This window comes from Allobranchiibius sp. CTAmp26, assembly GCF_017565405.1.
Classification (GTDB): Bacteria; Actinomycetota; Actinomycetes; order Actinomycetales; family Dermatophilaceae; genus Allobranchiibius.
The window spans coordinates 148960-171112 of the sequence record NZ_JAGEKR010000010.1 but is presented as its reverse complement, the minus strand read 5'-3'; the positions used below and the strand labels follow the sequence as shown (position 1 = coordinate 171112).

The window sequence follows — 22153 nt, the reverse complement described above, 5'->3', positions numbered from 1 at the left end:
CGGTGGCGCGCCGCCCGATGGGGCGGGTGTCGATCCGCAACCTGCGCGCGCACAAGGTGCGGCTGATCCTGACGGTGCTGTCGGTGATCCTCGGTACGGCGTTCGTGACCGGGTCCTACGTCTTCACCGACACGCTGAAGAGCAGCTTCACCGGCATCTTCAACGACGCGTACAAGGGCATCGCGACCCACGTGGAGCCGGCGCACAGTTACGACGCGGGCATCCCGTTCGCGGATCTGGCCACCATCCGGCGGGTGCCCGGGGTCGACCGGGTCGCGCCCGGCGTGGAGCGTCCGGCGGCGCTGGTCGACTCCAAGGGCACCAAGGTCGCGAGCGGGGGAGCGCCCAGCGTGGCGGACACCTGGACCGTGCCCGCCGACCGCATCGGCGATCCGACGCGGTTCGAGTCCGGCGGTCCACCGACCCGCTCGGGGCAGGCCGTGCTCAATGCGGGGGCCGCGCACAAGGGGCACATCAGGGTCGGCGACCGGGTGCGGATCGTGCTGTCCAACCGTCCGGTGCTCACCCTGACGGTGTCCGGCATCTACCGCACCAAGACCGAGAGCGGTGGTTACATCGGGGTGCTGCTGAGCCCCGGCCAGGCGCGACAGGTGCTGTCCGACGGCCGGCACTACACCTCCGTCGACGCCTCGGCGAAACCCGGTGTGAGCGAGCAGGAGCTCACTGCCCGCATCGCGAAGGTGGCGCCGTCCGGGCTGACTGTCGAGACCGGCACCAAGCTGCGGGACGACACGAACGCCCAGATCCAGACGGCTCTGTCGTTCGTGAACTATCTGCTGCTGGCGTTCGGGTTCATCGCTCTGATCGTCGGCACCTTCATCATCTACAACACGTTCTCGATGATCGTCGCCCAACGGTTGCGCGAGCTCGCGCTGCTGCGGGCGGTCGGCGCGAGCCGCAAGCAGGTGCGCCGGTCGGTGCTGCTGGAGGCGTTGTTCACGGGGGTGATCGGCAGCGTCCTCGGCATCGTCGGCGGAGTGGGTCTGGCGATCGGCCTGCGCGAGCTGCTCAACGCGTTCAACGTCGGACTCCCGTCCGGGTCGTTGCTCCTGCGACCGCGGACGCTGATCGTGGCGCTGGTCCTCGGCGTCGGCGTCACCCTCCTGTCGGCATACATCCCCGCGCGCCGGGCGTCGTCGATCGCGCCGGTGGAGGCGATGCGCGAGGAGTTCGCGCTCCCGTCGTCCTCCAGCTCCACCCGTCGCACCATCCTCGGACTCGCGCTGCTGGTGCTCGGCGTGGTCCTGACCGTGCTCGGAGCGACGTCGTCCTCCACGTCGCACGGATCGGCGTTGATCGGCGCCGGTCTGCTCGGGGTGGGTGGCGCCGCGCTGATGCTGTCCCCGGTGCTCGCGCGCATCGTCATACCTCCGATCGGCTGGGTCGCCGGGCGTCCGTTCGGCCGGCCGGGCACGTTGGCGCCGGCGAACGCGGTCCGCAACCCACGTCGTACGGCGGCCACCGCCTTCGCGCTCACCCTCGGGCTGCTCATCGTCAGCGGCATCTCGGTGATCGGGGCGTCGGCCAAGGGCAGCGTCGAGCACCTCTTCGACAACAACGTGCGCGCCGACCTCGTCCTCACGGCCGGCCAGCAGGGCACCGTGCCGCAGCCGGCCATCGACGCAGCCGCCAAGCAGTCCGGTGTGGGGTCGATGACCCAGTTCCACCTGGCCTTCGGTCTGCTCGACGGCGCCGAGGAGGCCGGCAGCGGCATCGACGGCCCGCTGCCCGCAGTGCTCGCCCTGCCGGCGGTCTCGGGATCGATCGCGCCCGTCGGCAACAACCTGGTCGCCAGCGAGTCCAAGGCCCGGGAACGCGGCTGGAAGATCGGGTCGATGCACACGCTCACCCACCCGGGTGTCGGGTCGGTGCGGTTGAAGCTGGTCGGCATCTACCAGGACAGTCAGCTCGCCGGCGCCTGGCTCGTCAGCGGCGCCACCTATCGAGCGCTGACGCCGGCCAACGAGCGGGCCGCAGAGGTCGGCCTCATCCGCATCGCGCCGGGCGCCGACCTGTCCCAGGTGCAGAGTCGGGTGGAGAAGGCGACCAACCCCTACTACGTGGTCTCGGTCGACACCCGTACTCAGTTCAAAGGCCAGATCGCGGCGCAGGTCAACACGCTGCTCGGGCTGCTCTACGCGTTGCTCGCGCTGGCGATCGTCATCGCGATCCTGGGGATCATCAACACCCTGGCGCTGTCGGTGGTCGAGCGACGCCGGGAGATCGGGATGATGCGGGCGGTCGGCATGATGCGCCGGCAGGTGCGCCGCACGATCTATCTGGAGTCGTTCCTCATCGCGGTCTTCGGGGCGTTGCTCGGCCTCGCCCTCGGCATCGTCTACGGCGTGCTCTTCACCAAGCTGCTCAAGGACCAGGGCCTCGACGTGCTGGTGATCCCCTGGACCCAGGCGCTGGCCTTCCTCGTGGTCGCCGGGATCGTCGGGGTGTTGGCGGCGCTGTGGCCGGGTGTCCGAGCCGCCCGCACGCCCCCGCTCGCCGCGATCGTCGACGCCTGAGTGACGCGGCGGGAAACGTTGGGAGTACGGGCGCGCTCCATTGAGCGCGCGCGTACTCCCAACCCCTCACGGAGCTGCTGCGGGCTGTCAGGATGAGAGCGTGAAGACTCCGCTGGACGAGCAGATGGCACAGGCCGGTCAGTTCGCGCCCTCGATCCGGATGTCCGGGCTGCTGCGGATGCTCGCGCTCGATATTGCGATCCCGGTCGGTGGCTACTACCTGGCGCGAGTGTTCGGCGCGGGCATGACCGCGGCACTGCTCATCTCCACCGTGCTCGCCGGCATCCGGCTGTGCTGGCTGATCTGGCGTCAGGGCCGCGCCGACGCGTTCGCGATCTTCATGCTCTTCCTCTTCGGAGGAGGGCTGACGCTCTCGCTCATCACCGGCGACCCGCGCTTCCTGCTGCTGAAGGGCGCCGCTCTCACGGTGCTGTCGGGCCTGGTCTTCCTCGGGTCGGTCGCGGTACGACGCCCGCTCACCTTCTCCGTCGCGCAACGGCTCGCCGGGTCGGACGAGACGTCCGCCGCCGGGTTGAAGCAGGGGTGGGCGACGTCGGCGCCGTTCCGGATGGGTTTCTACCTGATGGGCATCGTCTGGGGCGTCGGGCTCATCCTGTCGGGGACCGTGCAGATTGCCCTGATCTACACCCTCACTCTCGACCAGTCGGTCGGGGCGACCAACATCGTCGCGTTGGCCGTCTTCGCGGTCTGCATCGGGTGGAACGTGTGGTTCGTCGAGCGTTCGCGCAGCCTGTCGCGCGATGCGTCCGACCCGCAGCCGGAGGCGGCGCCGGCATCCGCGCGACCGTAGCCCGCTCCAGTCCCGCGCTCCGCTCCACGCTGACGGCGTTCGCATTCGTTGACGGTGTTCGAACGCCGTCAACGGAGGTGAACACCGTCAGGGTGCGCCCTGCGCGTCCGTGATCCGCGCCGGGTAGAACGTCTCCAGGACCAGTTCGTCGACCGTCACGTCGGCGGCCGTCTCCACCGTCGCCGCGATGGAGAAGAACGACAGCTCACCCGCGTCGTTGCGCAGGCGCAACGGGAGTACGACGCCCGCAGCCGGCGTGCTCTCGCCCTCGCCGCCGGGGTAGCCCAACAACTCCTCCTCCAGCGCTCGGAGGCGGTCGTCGTCGGTGCGCTCGATGCGCTGCCTCAGCTGGGTCAGCAGGTGCCCGCGCCACTGCGCGAGGTTGACGATCCGCGGCGCCAGTCCGTCCGGGTGCAGGCTGAGGCGCAGCACGTTGACGGGCGGCTCCAGAAGGTGGGCGGCGCACCCGGCCGTCAGAGCAAGCGTCGCGTCGTTCGCATCGAGCAGGTCCCACCACCGGTCCATCACCAGGGCGGGATGCGGATGCCCGGCCAGCACCGACCGCAGCGCGTCCGCGATGCCGGCGAGCTCGGGGGCGTCGAAGCCGTGCTGCGGGTACGCGGGTGCATACCCGCCGGCGAGCAGCAGCTGGTTGCGCTCGCGCAGCGGGACCTGCAGGTGGTCGGTCAGTCTCAGGATCATCTCCGGCGTCGGTCGGGCGCGCCCGGTCTCGACGAAACTCAGGTGCCGGGTGGAGACGTCCGCCTGGATCGAGAGGTCCAGTTGGCTGAGACGGCGCCGCTCGCGCCATCCGCGCAGGAGTTCGCCGACCGGTCGGGCGGGCAGTGCGGTGGTGGTCACCGACGCGACGCTAGCCGAGCGAGGTACGGCGCGCGATTACCTCGCAGGTCATCGTGCGGCATTACCTGCGAGGGAATCGCGCTCTCCTACGCAGCGATTCAAGATCGTCCACACCACTACCGCTTCGATGGAAGGCACTGCGATGAACGACCTGATGACCACCTACCTCGCCTGCTGGAACGAGACCGACCCGGGCGCCCGTCGAGCGTTGATCGAGCAGCACTGGACCGAACAGGCGAGCTACTTCGACCCGATCGCGCAGGTGCGCGGCCGCGACGCTGTCGACGCGACGATCGGCGCCGTACAGGAGCGGTTCCCCGAGTTCGTCTTCACGCCGGCGGGCCCGGTCGACGCCCACCACCAGCAGGCGCGTTTCACCTGGGGCTTCGGCCCCGCGGACGCCGAGCCGGTGATCGTCGGCTTCGACGTCGTGATGACCGACGACGACGGCCGCATCGCCAGCGTGCTGGGGTTCCTGGACAAGGTGCCCGCCTGAGCGCCCCGGGCGCTGCCCGGTTGTCCGCAGTTTCGTGACACCCCCGCCACGAAACTGCGGACAACCGCGCATGGTCGATGCGACACGCTACTGATGTATCGGGCTGACACTAGATTTGCGCATACAATCCGATCGTGGATCCGATACGCAACCCGTACGCGCCCGGCGCCGGCCAGCGACCGCCCGAACTCGCCGGCCGCGACGGCGAACTCGACACGTTCGCAGTGGTGCTGGAGCGGGTCGCCCGCGGCCGGCCGGAGCGCTCGATCGTGCTCACCGGGTTGCGCGGCGTCGGCAAGACGGTGCTGCTGAACGCGCTCCGATCGGCTGCCGTCCGGGCCAAGTGGGGGACCGGCAAGTGGGAGGCGCGGCCGGAGCAGCGGCTGCGGCGGCCGATCAGCGCGGCGCTGCACGTCGCCGTCCGCGAGCTCGGGCACACCCAGACCGATGACGTCCAGCAGGTGCTGGGGGTCATCAAGGCGTTCGCCCAGCGGGACACCCCTCCGGGCGCGAAGCTGCGGGAGAAGTGGAACCCGGGCATCGACGCGCCCGCCGTCTCCGGACGGGCCGACTCCGGCGATATCGAGATCGACCTGGTGGAGCTGCTCACGGACGTCGGCGGTCTTGCCGCGGACGTCGGGCGGGGGATCGCGCTCTTCGTCGACGAGATGCAGGATCTGCACCCCGACGACGTGTCGGCGCTGTGCGCGGCCTGCCACGAGATCAGCCAGGCGGGTCTGCCGGTGATCGTGGTCGGCGCCGGACTGCCCCATCTGCCGACGGTGCTCAGTGCCTCGAAGTCGTACTCGGAGCGTCTCTTCCGCTACGCGCGGATCGACCGTCTGCCGCGTGACGCTGCCGACCGGGCGCTGCAGTCGCCGGCGCAGGACGAGGACGCGGCGTTCGAGCAGGACGCTCTCGACGCGATGTACGCCGTGACCGGGGGATACCCCTACTTCATCCAGGCCTACGGCAAGGTCGCCTGGGATCTCGCACCGCGTTCGCCGATCACCGCGGCGGACGTCGCGGTCGCAGCGCCGGAGGCGGATGCCGAGCTCGCGGTGGGCTTCTTCGGATCGCGTTACGAGAGAGCGACACCCGGCGAGCGCGAGTATCTGCGGGGGATGGCGGATGCGGCTTCGGACGAGCCCGATGTCGACGAGATCGAGTCGGTCACCACGGCCGCCGTGGCCGACGTACTCGGTCGCAAACCGCAGTCGCTCTCGCCGGCGCGGGACGCGTTGCTGAAGAAGGGCCTCATCTACTCCGGTGAACGCGGCCGCATCGCCTTCACCGTCCCCCACTTCGGCCGCTACCTGCGGTCGCAGACGTGAGGTGGCGCTGAGCCCGGTCAGGCTCGGGGATTTGCGCGCGGCGAAGTCAGCTCGAAGTCAGGTTGCGAGACGAGCGGTGACCCAGCGGCGGTCGGGGGTGAGGACGCGGTCGAAGACGAGTCCGGCGTCGCGCAGCACGGACGTGAGCTCTTCGTCGTCCAGGACCTGCCCCGTGAAGTCCTGCTCCTCCACCATCCCCGCCAACGTGTGCACCAAGGTCGCCGACACGAGCCCACCCCCGTGGCGTACGACGTCGCGCAGCTCGAGCTCGACGGGGCCGTCGTGCCAGGTGGTCGGCGCCGCAGCCTCGGCCCAACCCGGCGCGTGACGCTGTAGCACGAGGATGCCGCCAGGGGTCAGGTGGTGTGCGGCGGTACGCAGGAACCGCGCCCGTTGGGCGGGGTCGAAGGTGTTGACCATCGTGCTCGCCAGGATGACCCCGTCGAAGCGCTCGCCGAGTCGCAGATCTTCGATGCTGCTGTGCACCGGCTCTGCCGCACGCAGATGCGCGAGCATGTCGCGCGAATCGTCGACGCCGACGACCCTGTGCCCCAGGGCGGCCAGTGGATCCGCGATACGCCCGGTGCCGCATCCCAGCTCGAGAACGGCTGCGCCGGCCGGCACAGCGTCGTGGATGATGTCCGCCTCACCGTGCGGCGGGAGAGCGGCGTAGATCTCCACGGGACAGCCGTCCGAGGTGATCGTGCCGCTGCCGCGCCCGGACGCGGGCCCTGGACGACGGTCTCGTTCCATGCCGCAGCGTAGGACGACCTCGTCCCGGATCGATACCGCCGAGCGGGGGCGTGCACCCACGCTGCCCTGCTGATGCGTTCGTGTGGGCACAGGTGAGTGCCCCGGTCAGCGTGCTTCAAGGGCCCTGTGGGGATGCTGTCCAGGCAGCGGCCCGCTGAGTAGGTTGCATGCCATGCCGCGTCTGTTGCATCTGTCCGACACCCATCTGCTCGGGCCGGGGTCGACGTCACCCCATCCGCACATCGATCCCGAGGCGCGACTGACCGCAGTGCTCGCGGCGGCGACCGCCGCCGGGCCGTTCGACGCGGTCGTGGTGACGGGCGACCTGGCAGATGACGGTTCCGACGAAGCGGTCCAACGCGTCCGCGATTTCGTACGCCCGCTGGCGCCGATCGTCGTCGCGGCGCCGGGCAACCACGACGTCACCGACGTGGTGGCCCAGGCGTTCGGCACCGACCCGGTCCGCGTCGGTGCATGGCAGATCCGTGCCGCCGCCACCAACGTGCCCGGCGAGGTGGCCGGTCGAGCGGACCCGGTGCTGGACCTGTTGGACGAGTGCGAGGGTCCGACCGTCGTCCTCATGCACCACCCGGTGCGCTCGCGCAGCACGCACCCGTGGTTCACCCTGCGCGGAGCATCGCAGCTCGAGCAGCGGCTGCGGGATCACCGCTCACCGTTGGTCATGCTGAGTGGCCACCTGCACCAGGCCTTCGACGGCACCGTCGGCGGCACGCGTCTGTACGGCGCGCCCGCGACGTTCTATGGGATCGCTCACGACGGTGACGAATGGACACCGCACGGCGCACCGACCGGCGCCTTGGTCGTCGACCTCGATGACGAAGGATCGAGCAGAGCGCATCTCATCCAAGCCTGACGGTGGCAGCCGGTGCTCTGCAGCGTGCGCTTCGCGCCGGAACCACGACCGCGGCGACGCGCGTGCCATCGTGGGGTGATGAGCAACGGCTATGGCCAAGGCGACGGGTACGACGACCGCGATCCCGACCGTACCCAGCGGCTGCCGCAGGGTCGGCCGGACTACCGCAACGCGGCCGACTCGGCGTACGCGCAGGGTCCGGGCGAGCAGTGGCGCGAACCTCGCGGTGACTACCCGCCGCCGAGCCAGGGGCGGTCCGGCATCAGTGGGGGCGTGCTGACTTCGGCCATCGCGCTGGCGCTGGTGGTCGGCGGGGTGGTGGGGTTCCTGCTGCACTCCGCCACCTCGTCCAGCAGCACCTCGAACCCGACGTCGACCACGACCGTGACCAGCCAGGCCAGCGCGTCCACGGTGACCGGATCGCCCTCGACATCCACCACGACGGTGACGGGGTCGCCGTCGACGACCACGGAGACGTCGACCACCACCACGACGAGCACCGCGACGACGACGGTCACGGGCCCCGCCCCGACGCCCTGACACGGGCATGACCTGCCCGCGCGTGGGTCGGCGCTGAGGTGCACCCACGCAGCAATGAGTGCACCTCGAAGGCGGATACCGCCGCGCGGGACGCACAACTCCTCTGCCAGGTGCGGGTAACCAACTATCCCTTCGGACAGTCCGATTCCTCTACGGCGAGGCTCAGGATTGGCCGGTCGGTCGGTCCTCGCGCATGACAGCCCACCGGGGGCCCGCTCAGCCCTACGGTGTGGGGATGGTCACATTGCGGTGGCCTCGGCGGGGAGACCCGCTGGGCGGCACTGCTGAGTTCGCACCGGTGTCCATGTCCGTGCCACGCCACCGCATCCTCTGAGGAGACCCCCCATGGCCACGAACGATCCGACCCCCGAGATCACACCCGGGTCGCACCTTGCGGACCCGGCCCCCCTCGGTCTGGCCGCCTTCGCTCTGACGACGGCCGTGCTCAGTGCCGTGAACGCGGGCTGGGTCCCGGCGACCGTCCTGCCCGTGGTGTTCGGGCTCACCCTCGCCTACGGCGGCATCGCCCAGTTCGCGGCTGGTATGTGGGAATTCGCGCGCGGCAACACCTTCGGCGCGACCGCATTCGGGTCGTACGGCGCGTTCTGGTTGTCCTACTGGTGGCTGACGGGCCACTCGGGCCTGGACAAGATCCCCGCCAAGGACGCCTCGAAGGGCATCGGCCTCTACCTGCTGGTCTGGGGCATCTTCACCGTCATGATGACCATCGCCACGAGCCGTATCGCCCTTGGTCTCTTCGCCGTCTTCGTGCTGCTGAGCATCACCTTCCTGCTCCTCGCCTGGGGCAACTTCGCCACCTCCGACTCGATCGTCAAGGCCGGCGGATACGTTGGTCTGGCGACGGCGGTGGGCGCTTGGTACATGTCTCTGGCCGGTGTCCTGTCGTTCACGCACAAGCGGCCGATGCTGCCTATCGGACCGCGCTGAACCGTCCTGTCTCGAGCACCCGAGGAGCCCCGATGAGCAACGAGACCCTGGCCAACCTGGCCCATGAGAACCGTCGTTTCGAGCCGCCGAAGGAGCTCGCCGAGCACGCGAACGTGACCGCGGCGGCGTACGACGAGGCGGATGCGGACCCGGAGGCGTTCTGGGAGAAGGCGGCCGAGCGGATCACCTGGGAGACCAAGTGGAATCGGGTGCTCGACTGGGACAAGCCGCCGTTCGCCAAGTGGTTCGTCGGCGGCAAACTCAACGCGGCGTACAACTGCGTCGACCGGCACGTCGAGGCCGGCCACGGCGACCGGGTGGCGTTCCACTGGGTCGGCGAGCCGGCCGACGACACCCGCGACACCACCTACGCGCAGTTGAAGGACCAGGTCAGCCAGGCCGCGAACACGCTGATCGACCTCGGCGTGAAGACCGGCGACCGGGTCGCCATCTACATGCCGATGATCCCCGAGACCGTCGTGGCGATGCTCGCCTGCGCACGGCTGGGCGCCCCGCACACGGTGGTCTTCGGTGGGTTCTCCTCCTCGGCGCTGCGCGACCGCATCCAGGACTGCGACGCCCACGTCGTGATCACCTCCGACGGCGGCTACCGCCGGGGCGCGCCGGCCGCGCTGAAGCCTGCGGTCGACGAAGCGGTGTCGCAATGCCCGGGTGTCGAGCACGTGCTCGTCGTACGCCGCACCGGCGAGGACGTCGCGTGGGACGACAAACGCGACGTGTGGTGGCACGACACCGTCGAGAAGGCGAGCACCGAGCACACGCCGGAGGCGTTCGACGCCGAGCACCCGCTCTACGTCATGTACACCTCGGGTACGACCGGTAAGCCCAAGGGCATCCTGCACACGACCGGCGGCTACCTGGTCGGCACGTCGTGGACGCACTGGGCGGTCTTCGACCTCAAGCCCGAGACCGACGTCTACTGGACCGCCGCCGACATCGGCTGGGTGACCGGGCACAGCTACATCGTGTACGGGCCGCTGGCGAACGGCGCGACGTCGGTGATGTACGAGGGCACACCGGACACCCCGCACAAGGGCCGCTGGTGGGAGATCGTGGAGAAGTACAAGGTCACGACGCTCTACTGCGCCCCGACCGCGATCCGCACCTTCATGAAGTGGGGACGGGACATCCCGGCGGAGCACGACCTGTCCTCGCTGCGGCTGCTCGGCTCGGTCGGCGAGCCGATCAACCCCGAGGCCTACGTCTGGTACCGCGACCAGATCGGCGGCGGGAAGACACCGGTGATGGACACCTGGTGGCAGACCGAGACGGGCATGCACCTGATCAGTCCGCTGCCGGGAGTGACTGCGGGCAAACCGGGTTCGGCCATGAAGGCGATCCCTGGTGTCTCGGTGGATGTCGTGGACGACGACGGCGAGAGCGTGGGCAACGGCAACGGCGGCTACCTGGTGGTCACCAAGCCGTGGCCGGCGATGCTGCGCACCATCTGGGGCGACGACAAGCGGTTCAAGGAGACCTACTGGGAGCGGTACGCCAAGAAGGGCTACTACTTTGCGGGTGACGGCGCCAAGCTCGACGACGACGGGGACATCTGGGTGCTCGGCCGCGTGGACGACGTGATGAACGTCTCCGGGCACCGGCTCTCCACGACCGAGATCGAGTCGGCGCTGGTCTCCCACCCGAAGGTCGCCGAGGCCGCGGTCGTCGGTGCCACCGACGAGCAGAGCGGACAGGCGATCAACGCGTTCGTCATCCTGCGCGAGTCGGCACTGAAGGGCGGCGAGGAGGCACCGGACGCGTTGATCACCGAGTTGCGCAACCACGTGGCCACCGAGATCGGGGCGATCGCCAAGCCCAAGTCGATCCTGGTCGTCCCCGAGCTGCCCAAGACCCGGTCCGGCAAGATCATGCGGCGGCTGCTGCGCGACGTCGCCGAACACCGCGACGTGGGTGACGTCACCACGCTGGCGGACTCCTCCGTGATGGACCAGATCCAGCAGGGCGTCGGCAAGGGGTCGGGCGACGAGTGACGCCGAGAGCCGTCGCTCAGGGTGAGATCGTGGGGCGACCACCCCACGACGGCAGGACTACACCATGAGCGACGGCTTGGCCATGGCCCTCGGCACCATGCACTTCGGCACGAGGGTCGGGCGTGACGATTCCTTCGCGCTGCTCGACCAGTACGTCGACGCCGGCGGCCGGTGGATCGACACTGCGAACTGCTACGCCTTCTGGAACGATCCGGCCGGTGCCAGCGGTCAGAGCGAGCAGGTCATCGGCGACTGGCTGACGGCCCGTCCGGGCATGCGCGAGCGCGTCCTGATCGGCACGAAGGTGGGGGTTCCCCTTCCCGACGACGTCGGCGCCGCGGGCCTGTCGGCGGCTGTCGTGCGGCAGCAGCTGCACGACAGCCTCACGCGCCTGCAGACAGACCGCGTCGATCTCTACTGGGCGCACAAGGAGGACCGGGGCGTCGACCTGGCGCAGAGTGTGGCGGCGTTCGGCGAGGCGCAGGTGCAGGGCCTGGTCGACCGGGTGGGGTGGTCCAACCACCCCGTATGGCGCGTCGAGCGGGCGCGCGCGATCGCGGTGGCGGCCGGGTTGCCTGCGCCCACCGCGATCCAGCAGCGCTGGTCCTACCTGCACCCCCGGCCCGACATCGAGGTCGAGGGTGAAGACCACCCGTACGGGATGCTGACGCCGGAGACCCTGGATTACGCCCAGGAGAACCGTGACGTCGAGTTGTGGGGCTACACAGCGCTGCTCACCGGTTTCTACGACAAGGCCGACAAGGCGCTGCCGCCGTCGTACGACCATCCCGGCACCCACGACCGCCTCGCGCGGCTCGCGTCCATCGCCCAGGAGCACGGTGTGCAGCAGGGCCAGATCGTGCTTGCGTGGATGCGGCACAGCACGCCCGCGGTGCGCCCGATCGTGGGGGTGAGCAGTTCCGAACAGCTGACCAGCGCGGTCGAGGCGGTCCGGATGGATCTGTCCCCCGACGAGATGGCAACGCTCGATGCCTGATCGTGCACGCAGCTCCAGGTCCGACCCGGGCACGCAGTACTCGCCTCTGGCCACAGGCCAGTTCAAAATCACGTTCCCCACGCGGCGGCGTCGTATCGCAGCAAGATGCACGCCGTCGGGGCGCGCGTACATGAGGCTGGCTCTGGAGACGTTCGTGCTCGGGCCGGGTGGTGACGCGCCGGCGTCGTACCGGGCAGGACTCGAGGCGGCGTTCCGGCGGTACGGCGGGCGCGGCCCGTTCCCTGCCGATCCCGACGGCAACTCGGGCGCCGTAGCCGGCAAGAGTCCGTAACCAGGTCGCCGTTTGCCGTTCCGGCAACGTGGCTTGCTCAGCGGGGTCGCGCCGTCGGATGCTCTCCGTATGACGATGCCGCAGGTGCCGGACGATGCGACGGCCGAGAGCTACTGGGAACCCATCTATCTGGAGCGCGCGACTCCGGCCGACGCCGTACCGAGCAACAGCGACCTGCTCGCCGCTGAGGTTGCGGGTGTGCGGCCCGGGCGTGCACTGGACCTCGGATGCGCCGAGGGCGGTGACGTGATCTGGCTGGCCCAGCAGGGGTGGGATGTGCTGGGAGTCGACGTCTCCCCGACGGCTCTGGCCAAGGGCGCCGAGCACGCGCAGGTCGCCGGGGTCGCCGACCGGATCCGGTGGGAGCAGCACGACCTGTCGGCGACGTTCCCGGAGGGCGAGTTCGACCTGGTGTCAGCGCAGTTCCTGCACACCCCGGTCGCGGGCGACAGTCAGCGCACGGCGATTCTGCAGCAGGCGATGCGCGCCGTCGCCCCAGGAGGGCGGCTGATGGTGATGAGCCACACGGGTTGGCCGAGCTGGATGACCGAGTCTCCGCACGAGGTGGACTTCGCGACCCCGGAGGAGTTGCTCGCGTCCGTCGGGCTGCCGCGCGAGGGGTGGGCGGTCGTGCGCAGCGAGCGGGTGCCGCGCGACTTCCCGGGACCGGAGGGTCAGCCGGGCACGCGTGACGACGCGGTCCTGCACGCGCGCCGCGACTGAGTTGTGTGAACGGGCGCGCTCTATACAGCGCGCCCGTTCACACAACTCCGGTTGGCGGTCAGGCCAGGAGCTGGCGCGCGCGGCGTACGTGGCCGGACTTCTTGGCGGGGTCCATGCCGTCCCACATCCGGGTCATCATCTGCGACCGTCGGTTGCTGTCGAAGACGTCGCGGTGGTCGGCGACGAAGGTCCAGTAGAGGGCGTCCCAGTCGCGATCCCAGTCACCGCGCGGCAGATCCGACATCTTGCGCAGGTAGTTGCTGCCCGACACGTACGGCTTGGTCGTGATCGCCGGACCGGTCGAATACTGGCTCATGGCATACACATTCGGCACCATCACCCAGTCGTAGGCGTCGATGAACATCGCCATGAACCACTCGTGGATCTCCTCCGGGTCGATCCGCAGCAGGCACATCGCGTTGCCGAGCACCATCAGCCGCTCGATGTGGTGGGCCCACCCGCGCTCGAGCACCTGGCCGATCACGTGGTCGACGGGGCCCAGCCCCGTGTGACCGGTCCACCAGCCGTCGTCGAGCGAGCGGGTGTGGTGCAGCGCGTTCATCCCGCGCATCCGCCGGCCGTAGAGGTGGTAGGTCGCGCGCATGTACTCCCGCCAACCGATCACCTGCCGCACGAAGCCCTCGAGGGAGGCCAGCGGCACGTCGTGCTCGTGGGCGGCATCCAAGGCCTGGTGCACCACCTCCCCCGGGTCGAGCAGTCCCAGGTTGAGCGACGGGCTGAGCGCGGCGTGGAAGAGCACGGGGTGGGCCTTGGAGATGGCGTCTTCGTACGGGCCGAACTCGACGAACCGCTCGGCCAGGAAAACGTCGTACGCCGCTTCGGCCTCCTCGTGCGTGGTCGGCCAGGAGAACGTCGCGGGATCGCCTGGAGCATCAGGGAATTCGCGGCGTACCCACTCGATGGCGTCCTCGACCGCAGCGCTGCGCTCCGGCCACCACGGGTCCGGCACCGGGTGACCGCGGGGGAGCCTCTTGCGGTTCTCCGGGTCGAAGGACCACTTGCCGCCCACCGGCTGCCGCCCCTCGACCAGGATGTCGAGACGCTGCCGCTGCCAACGGTAGAAGTACTGCATCTGCGCGGCGTTCGCGCCGAACCAGTCCTGCAGCTGCGCTCGCGTGGTGAGGAAGTTGGGTGTCTCGAGGACGTCGTCCGGGCGCAATTCGCGACCGGCGGCGCGCACGGCCGCCGAGCAGTCCCGCGACAGCCAGTCGTCGACCACGTCGTAGACCGTGATCTTGGTGGGATGCAACTTCTCCAGCGCCCGCGTCAGGCCGTCGCCGGAGGTGGTGTCGGCCGAGGACTCGACCACGACCGGGTCGAAGCCCTTCGACCGCAGCAGGTCGGCGAACCGCGCCATGCTCGCGCGGTGCAGCACGAGCTTGTGTGCGTGGAAGCGGTACTGCCGGAAGAAGAGGTCGTCCTCGACGAGCACGTGCCGCGTGTCGGCCGGGACGTCGAGCTGGGCCCGGAAGAGCTGGTGCGGATAGATCAGACGCACGGGAGCGTCGGCGCGGGCCACCCCGCCAGTCTGCCCGACGGCGTACGTGGGCCGGTGCCAGACTCGGAGGATGAGCGACGAGACCGCCCCCACCGTCCACGAGGTCCCCGTCGGTATCGAGGCGGCCGGCACCCGCACCGAGACCGATTCGATGGGTGCGATCGACGTGCCCGCCGACCGGTACTGGGGCGCGCAGACGGCACGGTCGCTGGTGCACTTCGCGATCGGTGAGGACCGGATGCCGGTGGCCGTATGCCGAGCGTTCGGCTACGTGAAGAAGGCGGCCGCGATCGCGAACGGCCGTGGCGGCCGGTTGCCGCAGTGGAAGGCCGACCTGATCGCACGAGTGTGCGACGAGATCATCGCCGGCGACCTCGACGAGCACTTCCCGCTCTACGTGTGGCAGACCGGGTCGGGCACCCAGTCGAACATGAACGTCAACGAGGTCATCAGCAACCGCTGCATCCAGCTGCTCGGCGGCGAGCTCGGCAGCAAGAAACCGGTGCACCCCAACGACGACGTCAACATGTGCCAGAGCTCCAACGACACCTTCCCGACCGCCATGCACATCGCCACGCTGCTGCAGCTGCGCACCCAGCTGCTGCCGAGCCTGCAGCGGCTGCACGCGTCGTTCGACGCGAAGGCGCACGAGTGGTCCGACGTGATCAAGACCGGCCGCACCCACCTGCAGGACGCCGTACCCCTGACCGTCGGTCAGGAGTGGTCGGGCTACGCCGCGCAGCTCGCGCAGGCGATCGAGCGGCTGCAGCAGTCCAGCGAGGGTCTGTACGAGGTGGCGCTCGGCGGGACCGCTGTCGGCACCGGTATCAACGCGCCGCAGGGGTTCGCCGAGGAGGTGGCGGACGAGCTGGCCCGGATGACCGGCGAGCCGATCGTCACGGCTGCCAACAAGTTCGCGGCCCAGGGCGGCCTCGACGCGATGGTCGGCGCATCGGCCGGCATACGTGCCGTGGCGGTGCCGATCATGAAGATCTCCAACGACATCCGCTGGCTCGCCTCCGGTCCGCGGTGCGGCATCGGCGAGCTGATCCTGCCCGAGAACGAGCCGGGCAGCTCGATCATGCCGGGCAAGGTCAACCCCACCCAGTGCGAGGCGACGGTGATGGTCTGCATCCAGGTGATCGCCGACGACATGGGTACGACGTTCGCCGGCTCGCAGGGCAACTTCGAGCTCAACGCGATGCGCCCGATCATCATCAACAACGTGTTGCACTCGGCGCTCATCCTCGGCGACGCGTGCGACCTGCTGCGCGAGCACTGCATCGACGGCATCGAGCTCAACCGCCCGCAGATCCAGGAGTACCTCGACCGCTCGTTGATGCTCGTGACGGCACTGTCGCCGGTGATCGGCTACGACCAGGCGTCCCACATCGCGCACACCGCCTCGCAGGAGGGCAGCACGCTGCGGGAGGCGGCGTTGGCCTCCGGTGCGATCAGCGGTGAGGACTTCGACCGGGTGGTCGATCCGGCCACGATGATCCACCCCGGCTGACCCCGCCGACTGCGCGATTCGCGCCGGACCCAGTCGGCGAAAGGGGGAGGGGCGGCCTGCCGGGCTTAGTGAATGGCGGTCTCGTGGGCCGCGTGGGTCGGCGGCTCCAGCTGCAGGCTCGAGTGCCCGATGTCGAAGTGCTCGTGCAGACAGGCCTGCAGCGCATCCAGGAGCTGCGGCGCATGCGAATCGGCGAAACACCCCTCGTCGACCACGACGTGCGCGGACAGCGCGTGGTCGTCAGAGGTGACCGTCCAGACGTGCAGGTCGTGCACGTCGCGGACGTGGTCGACGCGCAGCAGGTGCTCGCGGATGTCCGAGATCTGCATCCCCGGCGGGGCCGCTTCCAGCAGGATCCGGCTGCTCTGCCGCGCGAGGGTCAGCCCCGATCGGGCCATCAGCACCACGAGCAGGAGCGACGCGACGGCGTCGGCGCGTTGCCAGCCGGTCACCAGAATCACCACCGCGGCCGCCGCCGTGGCCAGGAACCCGTACAGGTCGGTGAGGATGTGCTGGTAGGCGCCCTCCACGTTGAGGCTCGAGCGGTCCGCGCGTGCCACCGCCCACGCCACCACGATGTTGACGGCGATGCCGACGAGAGCGGTGACCAGCACCGGGGCGGCGTCGACGTGCGGCGGGTGCGCCAGCCGGCGTACCGCCTCGATCAGGACGATCAGCCCGACCACCAGCAGCGTCGCGGCGTTCCCGGCCGCCGAGAGGATCTCCGCGCGCTTCCAGCCGTACGTCATGGCACCGCCCGCCGGCCGCGCCGCCAGCCGGATCGCCCACAGAGCGACCGCCAGCGACCCGACGTCGGTCAACAGGTGCCCGGCATCGGACAGCAGGGCCAGCGAGCGGGCCAGGAGGGCCACGACGACCTCCACCACCAGGTACGCGCTCAGCAGCCCGAGCGCGACCCAGAGCCAGCGGGCGTTGGCTCCGGGCCGCACCCCGTGACTGTGCGAATGGCCCTGCGGCACAGCCGAGCCTGCGTCACAGACCGGAGTGATGTCCGGTCCGGAGCAGGAGTCGCGCAGGTCGTCGCTCATTGCGCCGATCGTATGCCGGGTCGCAGCACCGGTAGCGGACCGAGCCGCGTCCCGGATGGTCGACGGGCACCGCAACCGCGCCGACACCCATCCCGACCGACCGTTCGGTCGGGATCAGGTCAGGACGTGACCAGATCGTCCATCGGGTCGTGCTGACGATCTGCTTCGACCGCTGCGACGATCTCCTCCTTCGGCAGGGCCAGGGAGATGGCCCAGTAGAAGATGACGAGGGAGAACGCGATGACGACGATGAGATCGACCCACTCGGGCAGGTAGTTCTTCGCGCCCGTTCCGTAACGGCCCAGGTAGTTGATGACGCAGAGGCCGATCAGCCAGGGACCGATCCACGCGGCGTTGCGCAGATACCGCATCCGTTCCGAGCCGATGATCGACGAGCCGTAGGCGAACAGGCCGAAACCGACGATCATCGCGGCGGTCAGCTTCCAGGTGGACTCGAACCCGCCCCAGTAGATGATCAGGTTGGCGAAGCAGAACGACGCCGGCAGCAGCACCTTCGGCACCGGCGCGGAGTACGTCCGTTCCCGGTCGCCATCATGTTTGTGCAGGGACGCGAGCGCGACGGGCGCGAACGCGTACATGATCGCGGTGGCATCGGTGACGATCGCGACCAGCGCCGCCCAGCTCTTGAACGGCCCGAAACCGAGGATGCCCACGATGGCGGCCAGGATGATCGAGGCGACCGGCACACCCCGTGCATTGGTGCGGGCCAGGGCCCGAGGCAGTTCGCGCTCCTGGCCCAGGGCATAGGACAACCGTGAGGAGGTGCCGACGTACACGATCCCGGTGCCCGACGGCGAGATCACCGCGTCGATGACCAGCACGGCCCCCAGCCAGGTCAGGCCGAGCGAGGTGGCCAGGGTGTACCAGGCGCCGAAGTTGCCACCGACGCCCGCGCCGCCGAGCGGGTTGGCCCAGTTGCGCGCGACGTTGCCCGGTTTGACGCCGAGAATGAAGACCAGCTGGAGGAGCGAGTAGAGCAGCGCGCCGATGCCCATCGCGACCAGGACGGCGCGGGAGATGTCCTTGCGCGGGTTGCGCGCCTCGCCGGCCAGCTGAACGGCCTGTTCGAAGCCCTGCAAGGCGAACACCACACCACCTGGAAGCGCGGCGAAGACGCCGTGGGCACCGAACGGCATGAAGCCGCCCCCGCTGGTCATGTTGCCGGTGTGGAACGAACTGGCGGCGATGACCCCGATGCACAGCAGCGGCACCGCGGTCTTCCACACGACGACGAGCGAGTTGCTCTCGGACATGAACTTCGCGCCCGCGAGGTTCATGCAGGTGAACAGGATCATCAGGATGACCGCGATGACCAGTCCCTGGTTGTTCAGAAGGCCTTTGTTCGCTCCGGTGGAGTGGATCAGCGGGAAGTGCTTGTGGATCGTGCCAACCGCGTCGAGGTAGGTCAGCGCGGCCAGTACCTCGATGGGTGCGATGAACACCGCCTGCAGCCACGAGGCCCAGCCGGAGACGAATCCGGCGACCACGCCGTGCGAGTAGTAGGCGAACCGGCCCGATCCGCCCGCGACGGGGTAGGTCGCACCGAGTTCGGCGTAGACCAGTGCCAGGCACGCGAGCATCGCGGCTGCGAGGATCCAGGAGAGGATCGATGCGGGCCCGGCGATGATCGAGGCATTCGCGGCGCTGAGCAGCCAACCGGATCCGATGATGGATCCGAGGGATACGAACATCAGACCGTAGAAGCCGACGCTGCGCTGCAGCTGGCCCCCGCGGGCATCGATGTCCGGCTTGGGTGGTGCTGTGGTCATCGGGCGATCCCTTCTCTTCTGGGGTCAGGGCGCCCGCACGACGCGGGAACTCGGTACCGACAGGGCCCCAACCTGGCAGCTTGGCATTGGTCGGCGCGTCGTGCAGCGTGTTAACTCTTGCTGGGAATTGGCTGGGTACGAGGGGTGTTGGCGCTCGTGCCCACCAGATGGACGCTTGGAGGCTCCTGGTTGACGTGGGGGACGTAGGTGCGGTTAGCCTTGGCTTACTTAGGCGCACCTCACAGCCCGAAGGGACCACCCCGTGTCACTGACGTCCGTGCTCACCCAGCGCACCCGACCGCGCTCCGGCGACGTCATCGACCGTGAAGAGTCCGGCACGCCGCAGCAGGGGACGCTCGCCGACGTCCGTCCGGGCAGAGACGCGATGGTCCTCGGGTACGACGACGCGGTGGACCCGCGCACGGCCCGTCGCCTGTCCGATCTGGGGTTCGCACCCGGTGAGGCCGTGACCGTCGTACGCCGTGCTCCCATGCGCGACCCGATCGTCTTCCGGGTCGCCGACTACGAGATCGCCCTGCGCGCTCGCCAGGCTGCCGGGATCCTGGTCGGCCCGCTCGCGTGAGCGGGCACCACGGCGCGGGGTCCACGGCGACGTCGGTCGCCACAGGGCTGCATGTCGCGCTCGTCGGCAGCCCCAACTGCGGCAAGAGCACGCTCTTCAACGCGTTGACGGGCCTGCGGGTCAAGACCGGCAACTACCCGGGCGTCACGGTCGCGCGCTACGAAGGGATCGCTCGGGCGGGCGACCACGACGTCGTCGTGGAGGACCTGCCCGGCACCTACAGCCTCGACCCGATCAGTCCCGACGAGCAGGTCGTGCACGAGGTGCTCGACGCCGACTCCGGCTCTCTGCAGACGCCGGACGCCGTGCTCATGCTGCTCGATGCGACCACGCTGCGCCGCTCGCTCGGCCTGCTCGCGCAGGTACTCGCACGCGGCCTGCCGACCTGCGTGGTGGTGACCTTCCAGGACGAACTGGCCCGGCGCGGCGGCAGCCTGGACGTGGCGCGGTTCGAGCGGGCCGTCGGGGTCCGCGTCGTACCGGTCACCAGCGGTTCGCGCGACGACCTGGCCGGGCTGAAGGACGCGCTCGCCGACGTCGACGCGTGGCCGCGACCGATCTTCCCGCCGCCCGCCGAGGGTGAGGCGGCGCGGGCCTGGGTCAGCTCGGTGCTGGACAGCGCGGCGTACCGCAGCCCGGACGTCGACGCGCGCACCGAACGGATCGACAAGGTGCTGCTGCACCCGGTGTGGGGATCGTTGATCTTCCTGGCGACGATGTTCGCGTTCTTCCAGATCATCTTCACGGTGGCGGCGCCGCTGCAGAATGCCGTCCAGCACGCGTTCGACAATCTGGGGGTGCTGGTCACCGACCACGTCGGCAACCAGTGGGTCGCCAGCTTCCTGTCCCAGGCGATCATCGGCGGGGTGGGCGGTGTGCTCGTCTTCCTGCCGCAGATCGCGTTGCTCTTCCTGCTCATCTCGCTGCTGGAGGGCAGCGGCTACCTGTCCCGCGCCGCATTCCTGATGGACCGGCTGATGGCCCGAGCGGGGCTCGAGGGGCGCGCGTTCGTGGCGCTGCTGTCGTCGATGGCGTGCGCGATCCCGGGGATCATGGCCACCCGCTCGCTGCCGTCGGCCAAGGACCGGCTCGCGACGATGATGGGCGCGCCGCTCATGACCTGTTCGGCGCGGCTTCCGGTCTACATCCTGCTGGTGGGGCTGCTCGTGCCGTCGTCGGCGAGCATCGGACCGGTCGGCGCGCAGGGCACAGTGATGTTCCTGCTGTACGCCGGCGGCGCGGTCTCCGCGATGGCCACCGCGTGGTTCTTCAAGCGGATCACCGGCAAGCACGGCCCGGTGCTCCCGTTCTACATGGAGATGCCGACGTACAAGCTGCCGCGGGCGCGCAGCGTGCTGGTCGCCGTCTGGGACTCCTGCAAGGGGTTCCTGTCCAAGGTCGGCCGGATCATCCTGGTCGTCACCATCGTGATGTGGGCGCTACTCAACCTTCCGGGACGCGGCGCCGGCGAGCTGCGCAGCGCGGGAGTGAACCCGGCCGACAAGACCGCGTCCTCGTCGTACGTGCTCGACCACAGCCTCGCCTCCCATCTCGGCAAGGCCGTCGAACCGGTCTTCGCTCCGTTGGGCTTCGACTGGCGCATCAACATCGGGGTGCTCGCCTCGCTGTCCGCGCGGGAGACCTTCGTGTCGACCCTCGGTCAGGTCGCCGCGGCGGACAACCCCGACCATCCGCGGGACGCCCTCAAGGCCATGACCTTCCAGGACGGTCCGCACCAGGGTCAGCGGCTCTTCACCGCCGGCACCATCGCGGCACTGCTGGCGTTCTTCATGTACGCGCTGCAGTGCATGTCCACGATCGGGATGATGCGCCGCGAGACCGGCGGGTGGAAGTGGCCGGGCATCGCGTTCGGCTACATGTTCGTGCTCGCGTGGGGCGCGGCGTTCCTCGCCCACGCCGTCGTGGGGTGGCTGGTGTGACCGCTGCCGTCCCGCTGCACGCCGAAGCCACCGCCGACCCTCAGGTCGTGCACTGGGTGGTGCCCTCCGGCACCCTGCAGGTGCTCGGTGAGGTCGTCGCAGCGCCGGGTGGTTTCGGTGACCTGCTGGACCGCGGCATCCTGCGCCCGGTGGTCGTCCGTGCGACCGGCATCGACATCACCCTGGCCGACGGACTCGCCTGGCGTGAGTACGGCGCCCCCGTCGGTGCCGCGCTCGCTGACGCGCTGCTCGAGCCGGCGCGGTGGCGTGCGCAGCGCGAGGTCAGCCCCGACGACGAACTGCGCGCCGCCGTCCACGAGGTGCTGGCCGGTGCCGCGGGCGATTACATCCGCTCGCACGGCGGCCGCGCCGAGCTGGTGGCTGCCCACGACGGGCGGGTGGAGCTTCGGTTGAGCGGCACGTGCTCGCACTGCCCGGCTGCCGGCATCACGTTGCACGAGCGCCTCGAAGGCGAGATCCGCGCGTTGGCGCCGGGGTTGCGCGAGTTGACGGCCCACGAGACGCCGGGTGCGCGTGAGCGGGTGCTGCTGAGCATCGGGCGCCGGCGCGCGGGCTGATCG

20 protein-coding genes are annotated in these 22153 nt (G+C 69.6%); 14 read left to right on the top strand and 6 right to left on the bottom strand.

What is annotated here, in order from left to right:
* Positions 1 to 2: 2 nt before the first annotated feature.
* A complete protein-coding gene (locus J4030_RS07245) occupies positions 3 to 2537 on the top strand; it encodes an ABC transporter permease (protein WP_208048542.1) in 2535 nt (844 codons plus the stop codon).
* 100 nt (positions 2538 to 2637) lie between these two features.
* Positions 2638 to 3348: a VC0807 family protein gene (locus J4030_RS07240; protein WP_208048541.1), complete on the top strand. Its 711-nt coding sequence runs from the start codon at positions 2638 to 2640 to the stop codon at positions 3346 to 3348.
* Positions 3349 to 3435: 87 nt separating this feature from the next.
* Here the strand turns inward: J4030_RS07240 and J4030_RS07235 are convergent, their stop codons facing one another.
* A complete protein-coding gene (locus tag J4030_RS07235) occupies positions 3436 to 4209 on the bottom strand; it encodes a helix-turn-helix domain-containing protein (RefSeq protein ID WP_208048540.1) in 774 nt (257 codons plus the stop codon).
* 154 nt (positions 4210 to 4363) lie between these two features.
* Here J4030_RS07235 and J4030_RS07230 point away from each other — a divergent pair, with 154 nt between their 5' ends.
* Positions 4364 to 4705 carry a nuclear transport factor 2 family protein gene (locus tag J4030_RS07230; protein WP_243762990.1) on the top strand — a complete coding sequence of 114 codons (342 nt, stop codon included), beginning with the start codon at positions 4364 to 4366 and terminating at the stop codon, positions 4703 to 4705.
* 134 nt (positions 4706 to 4839) lie between these two features.
* A complete protein-coding gene (locus J4030_RS07225; protein WP_208048538.1) occupies positions 4840 to 6039 on the top strand; it encodes an ATP-binding protein in 1200 nt (399 codons plus the stop codon).
* A 57-nt stretch (positions 6040 to 6096) separates the two neighbouring features.
* On the opposite strand, the gene J4030_RS07220 is transcribed toward J4030_RS07225, so the two are convergent.
* The gene (locus J4030_RS07220) at positions 6097 to 6792 is read right to left on the bottom strand and encodes a bifunctional 2-polyprenyl-6-hydroxyphenol methylase/3-demethylubiquinol 3-O-methyltransferase UbiG (protein ID WP_208048537.1); all 696 of its coding nucleotides are present in this window, start codon (positions 6790 to 6792) and stop codon (positions 6097 to 6099) included.
* Between the two features lie 172 nt (positions 6793 to 6964).
* Here J4030_RS07220 and J4030_RS07215 point away from each other — a divergent pair, with 172 nt between their 5' ends.
* A complete protein-coding gene (locus J4030_RS07215; RefSeq protein ID WP_208048536.1) occupies positions 6965 to 7666 on the top strand; it encodes a metallophosphoesterase in 702 nt (233 codons plus the stop codon).
* Between the two features lie 230 nt (positions 7667 to 7896).
* On the opposite strand, the gene J4030_RS07210 is transcribed toward J4030_RS07215, so the two are convergent.
* On the bottom strand, positions 7897 to 8184 hold the full coding sequence (locus J4030_RS07210; RefSeq protein WP_208048535.1) for a hypothetical protein: 288 nt from the start codon (positions 8182 to 8184) through the stop codon (positions 7897 to 7899).
* Between the two features lie 367 nt (positions 8185 to 8551).
* Here J4030_RS07210 and J4030_RS07205 point away from each other — a divergent pair, with 367 nt between their 5' ends.
* The 5 genes from J4030_RS07205 to J4030_RS07185 all read left to right on the top strand — a co-directional run bounded on the left by J4030_RS07205 (position 8552) and on the right by J4030_RS07185 (position 13178).
* Positions 8552 to 9154: an acetate uptake transporter gene (locus J4030_RS07205; RefSeq protein ID WP_208048534.1), complete on the top strand. Its 603-nt coding sequence runs from the start codon at positions 8552 to 8554 to the stop codon at positions 9152 to 9154.
* Positions 9155 to 9186: 32 nt separating this feature from the next.
* Positions 9187 to 11166, top strand: a complete 1980-nt coding sequence (acs, locus tag J4030_RS07200) for an acetate--CoA ligase (RefSeq protein ID WP_208048533.1) — start codon at positions 9187 to 9189, stop codon at positions 11164 to 11166.
* Positions 11167 to 11230: 64 nt separating this feature from the next.
* The gene (locus J4030_RS07195; protein ID WP_208048532.1) at positions 11231 to 12163 is read left to right on the top strand and encodes an aldo/keto reductase; all 933 of its coding nucleotides are present in this window, start codon (positions 11231 to 11233) and stop codon (positions 12161 to 12163) included.
* A 130-nt stretch (positions 12164 to 12293) separates the two neighbouring features.
* A complete protein-coding gene (locus J4030_RS07190) occupies positions 12294 to 12455 on the top strand; it encodes a hypothetical protein (protein ID WP_208048531.1) in 162 nt (53 codons plus the stop codon).
* Between the two features lie 69 nt (positions 12456 to 12524).
* Positions 12525 to 13178, top strand: a complete 654-nt coding sequence (locus J4030_RS07185; protein ID WP_208048530.1) for a cyclopropane-fatty-acyl-phospholipid synthase family protein — start codon at positions 12525 to 12527, stop codon at positions 13176 to 13178.
* Positions 13179 to 13236: 58 nt separating this feature from the next.
* On the opposite strand, the gene J4030_RS07180 is transcribed toward J4030_RS07185, so the two are convergent.
* Positions 13237 to 14718: a cryptochrome/photolyase family protein gene (locus J4030_RS07180; protein ID WP_208048529.1), complete on the bottom strand. Its 1482-nt coding sequence runs from the start codon at positions 14716 to 14718 to the stop codon at positions 13237 to 13239.
* 49 nt (positions 14719 to 14767) lie between these two features.
* Between J4030_RS07180 and fumC the strand changes: the two genes are divergently transcribed.
* Positions 14768 to 16210, top strand: a complete 1443-nt coding sequence (gene fumC / locus J4030_RS07175) for a class II fumarate hydratase (RefSeq protein ID WP_208048528.1) — start codon at positions 14768 to 14770, stop codon at positions 16208 to 16210.
* Between the two features lie 65 nt (positions 16211 to 16275).
* Here the strand turns inward: fumC and J4030_RS07170 are convergent, their stop codons facing one another.
* Both J4030_RS07170 and J4030_RS07165 read right to left on the bottom strand, forming a co-directional pair.
* Positions 16276 to 17259 carry a cation diffusion facilitator family transporter gene (locus J4030_RS07170; protein WP_208048527.1) on the bottom strand — a complete coding sequence of 328 codons (984 nt, stop codon included), beginning with the start codon at positions 17257 to 17259 and terminating at the stop codon, positions 16276 to 16278.
* 119 nt (positions 17260 to 17378) lie between these two features.
* The gene (locus tag J4030_RS07165; protein WP_208048526.1) at positions 17379 to 19049 is read right to left on the bottom strand and encodes an APC family permease; all 1671 of its coding nucleotides are present in this window, start codon (positions 19047 to 19049) and stop codon (positions 17379 to 17381) included.
* 262 nt (positions 19050 to 19311) lie between these two features.
* On the opposite strand from J4030_RS07165, the gene J4030_RS17885 reads away from it, so the two are divergent.
* The 3 genes from J4030_RS17885 to J4030_RS18470 are packed head-to-tail and all read left to right on the top strand — an operon-like array spanning position 19312 to position 22150.
* Positions 19312 to 19632, top strand: coding sequence for a FeoA family protein (locus tag J4030_RS17885; RefSeq protein ID WP_307864603.1), 321 nt, complete (start codon positions 19312 to 19314; stop codon positions 19630 to 19632).
* Positions 19629 to 21572 carry a ferrous iron transporter B gene (locus J4030_RS07155; protein WP_208048525.1) on the top strand — a complete coding sequence of 648 codons (1944 nt, stop codon included), beginning with the start codon at positions 19629 to 19631 and terminating at the stop codon, positions 21570 to 21572. Before J4030_RS17885 ends, J4030_RS07155 begins: the two co-directional genes overlap by 4 nt.
* Positions 21569 to 22150, top strand: coding sequence for a NifU family protein (locus J4030_RS18470; protein WP_208048524.1), 582 nt, complete (start codon positions 21569 to 21571; stop codon positions 22148 to 22150). The genes J4030_RS07155 and J4030_RS18470 overlap by 4 nt, the downstream gene beginning before the upstream one ends.
* Positions 22151 to 22153 lie beyond the last annotated feature (3 nt).

What these genes read in the sequence shown, in the direction of transcription:
- J4030_RS07230 (WP_243762990.1), top strand. Translation starts at nt 4,364, where the DNA reads ATGACCACCTACCTCGCCTGCTGGAACGAGACCGACCCGGGCGCCCGT.
- J4030_RS07220 (WP_208048537.1), bottom strand. Translation starts at nt 6,792, where the DNA reads ATGGAACGAGACCGTCGTCCAGGGCCCGCGTCCGGGCGCGGCAGCGGC.
- J4030_RS07215 (WP_208048536.1), top strand. Translation starts at nt 6,965, where the DNA reads ATGCCGCGTCTGTTGCATCTGTCCGACACCCATCTGCTCGGGCCGGGG.
- J4030_RS07205 (WP_208048534.1), top strand. Translation starts at nt 8,552, where the DNA reads ATGGCCACGAACGATCCGACCCCCGAGATCACACCCGGGTCGCACCTT.
- acs (WP_208048533.1), top strand. Translation starts at nt 9,187, where the DNA reads ATGAGCAACGAGACCCTGGCCAACCTGGCCCATGAGAACCGTCGTTTC.
- J4030_RS07195 (WP_208048532.1), top strand. Translation starts at nt 11,231, where the DNA reads ATGAGCGACGGCTTGGCCATGGCCCTCGGCACCATGCACTTCGGCACG.
- J4030_RS07190 (WP_208048531.1), top strand. Translation starts at nt 12,294, where the DNA reads ATGAGGCTGGCTCTGGAGACGTTCGTGCTCGGGCCGGGTGGTGACGCG.
- J4030_RS07185 (WP_208048530.1), top strand. Translation starts at nt 12,525, where the DNA reads ATGACGATGCCGCAGGTGCCGGACGATGCGACGGCCGAGAGCTACTGG.
- fumC (WP_208048528.1), top strand. Translation starts at nt 14,768, where the DNA reads ATGAGCGACGAGACCGCCCCCACCGTCCACGAGGTCCCCGTCGGTATC.
- J4030_RS07170 (WP_208048527.1), bottom strand. Translation starts at nt 17,259, where the DNA reads ATGAGCGACGACCTGCGCGACTCCTGCTCCGGACCGGACATCACTCCG.
- J4030_RS07165 (WP_208048526.1), bottom strand. Translation starts at nt 19,049, where the DNA reads ATGACCACAGCACCACCCAAGCCGGACATCGATGCCCGCGGGGGCCAG.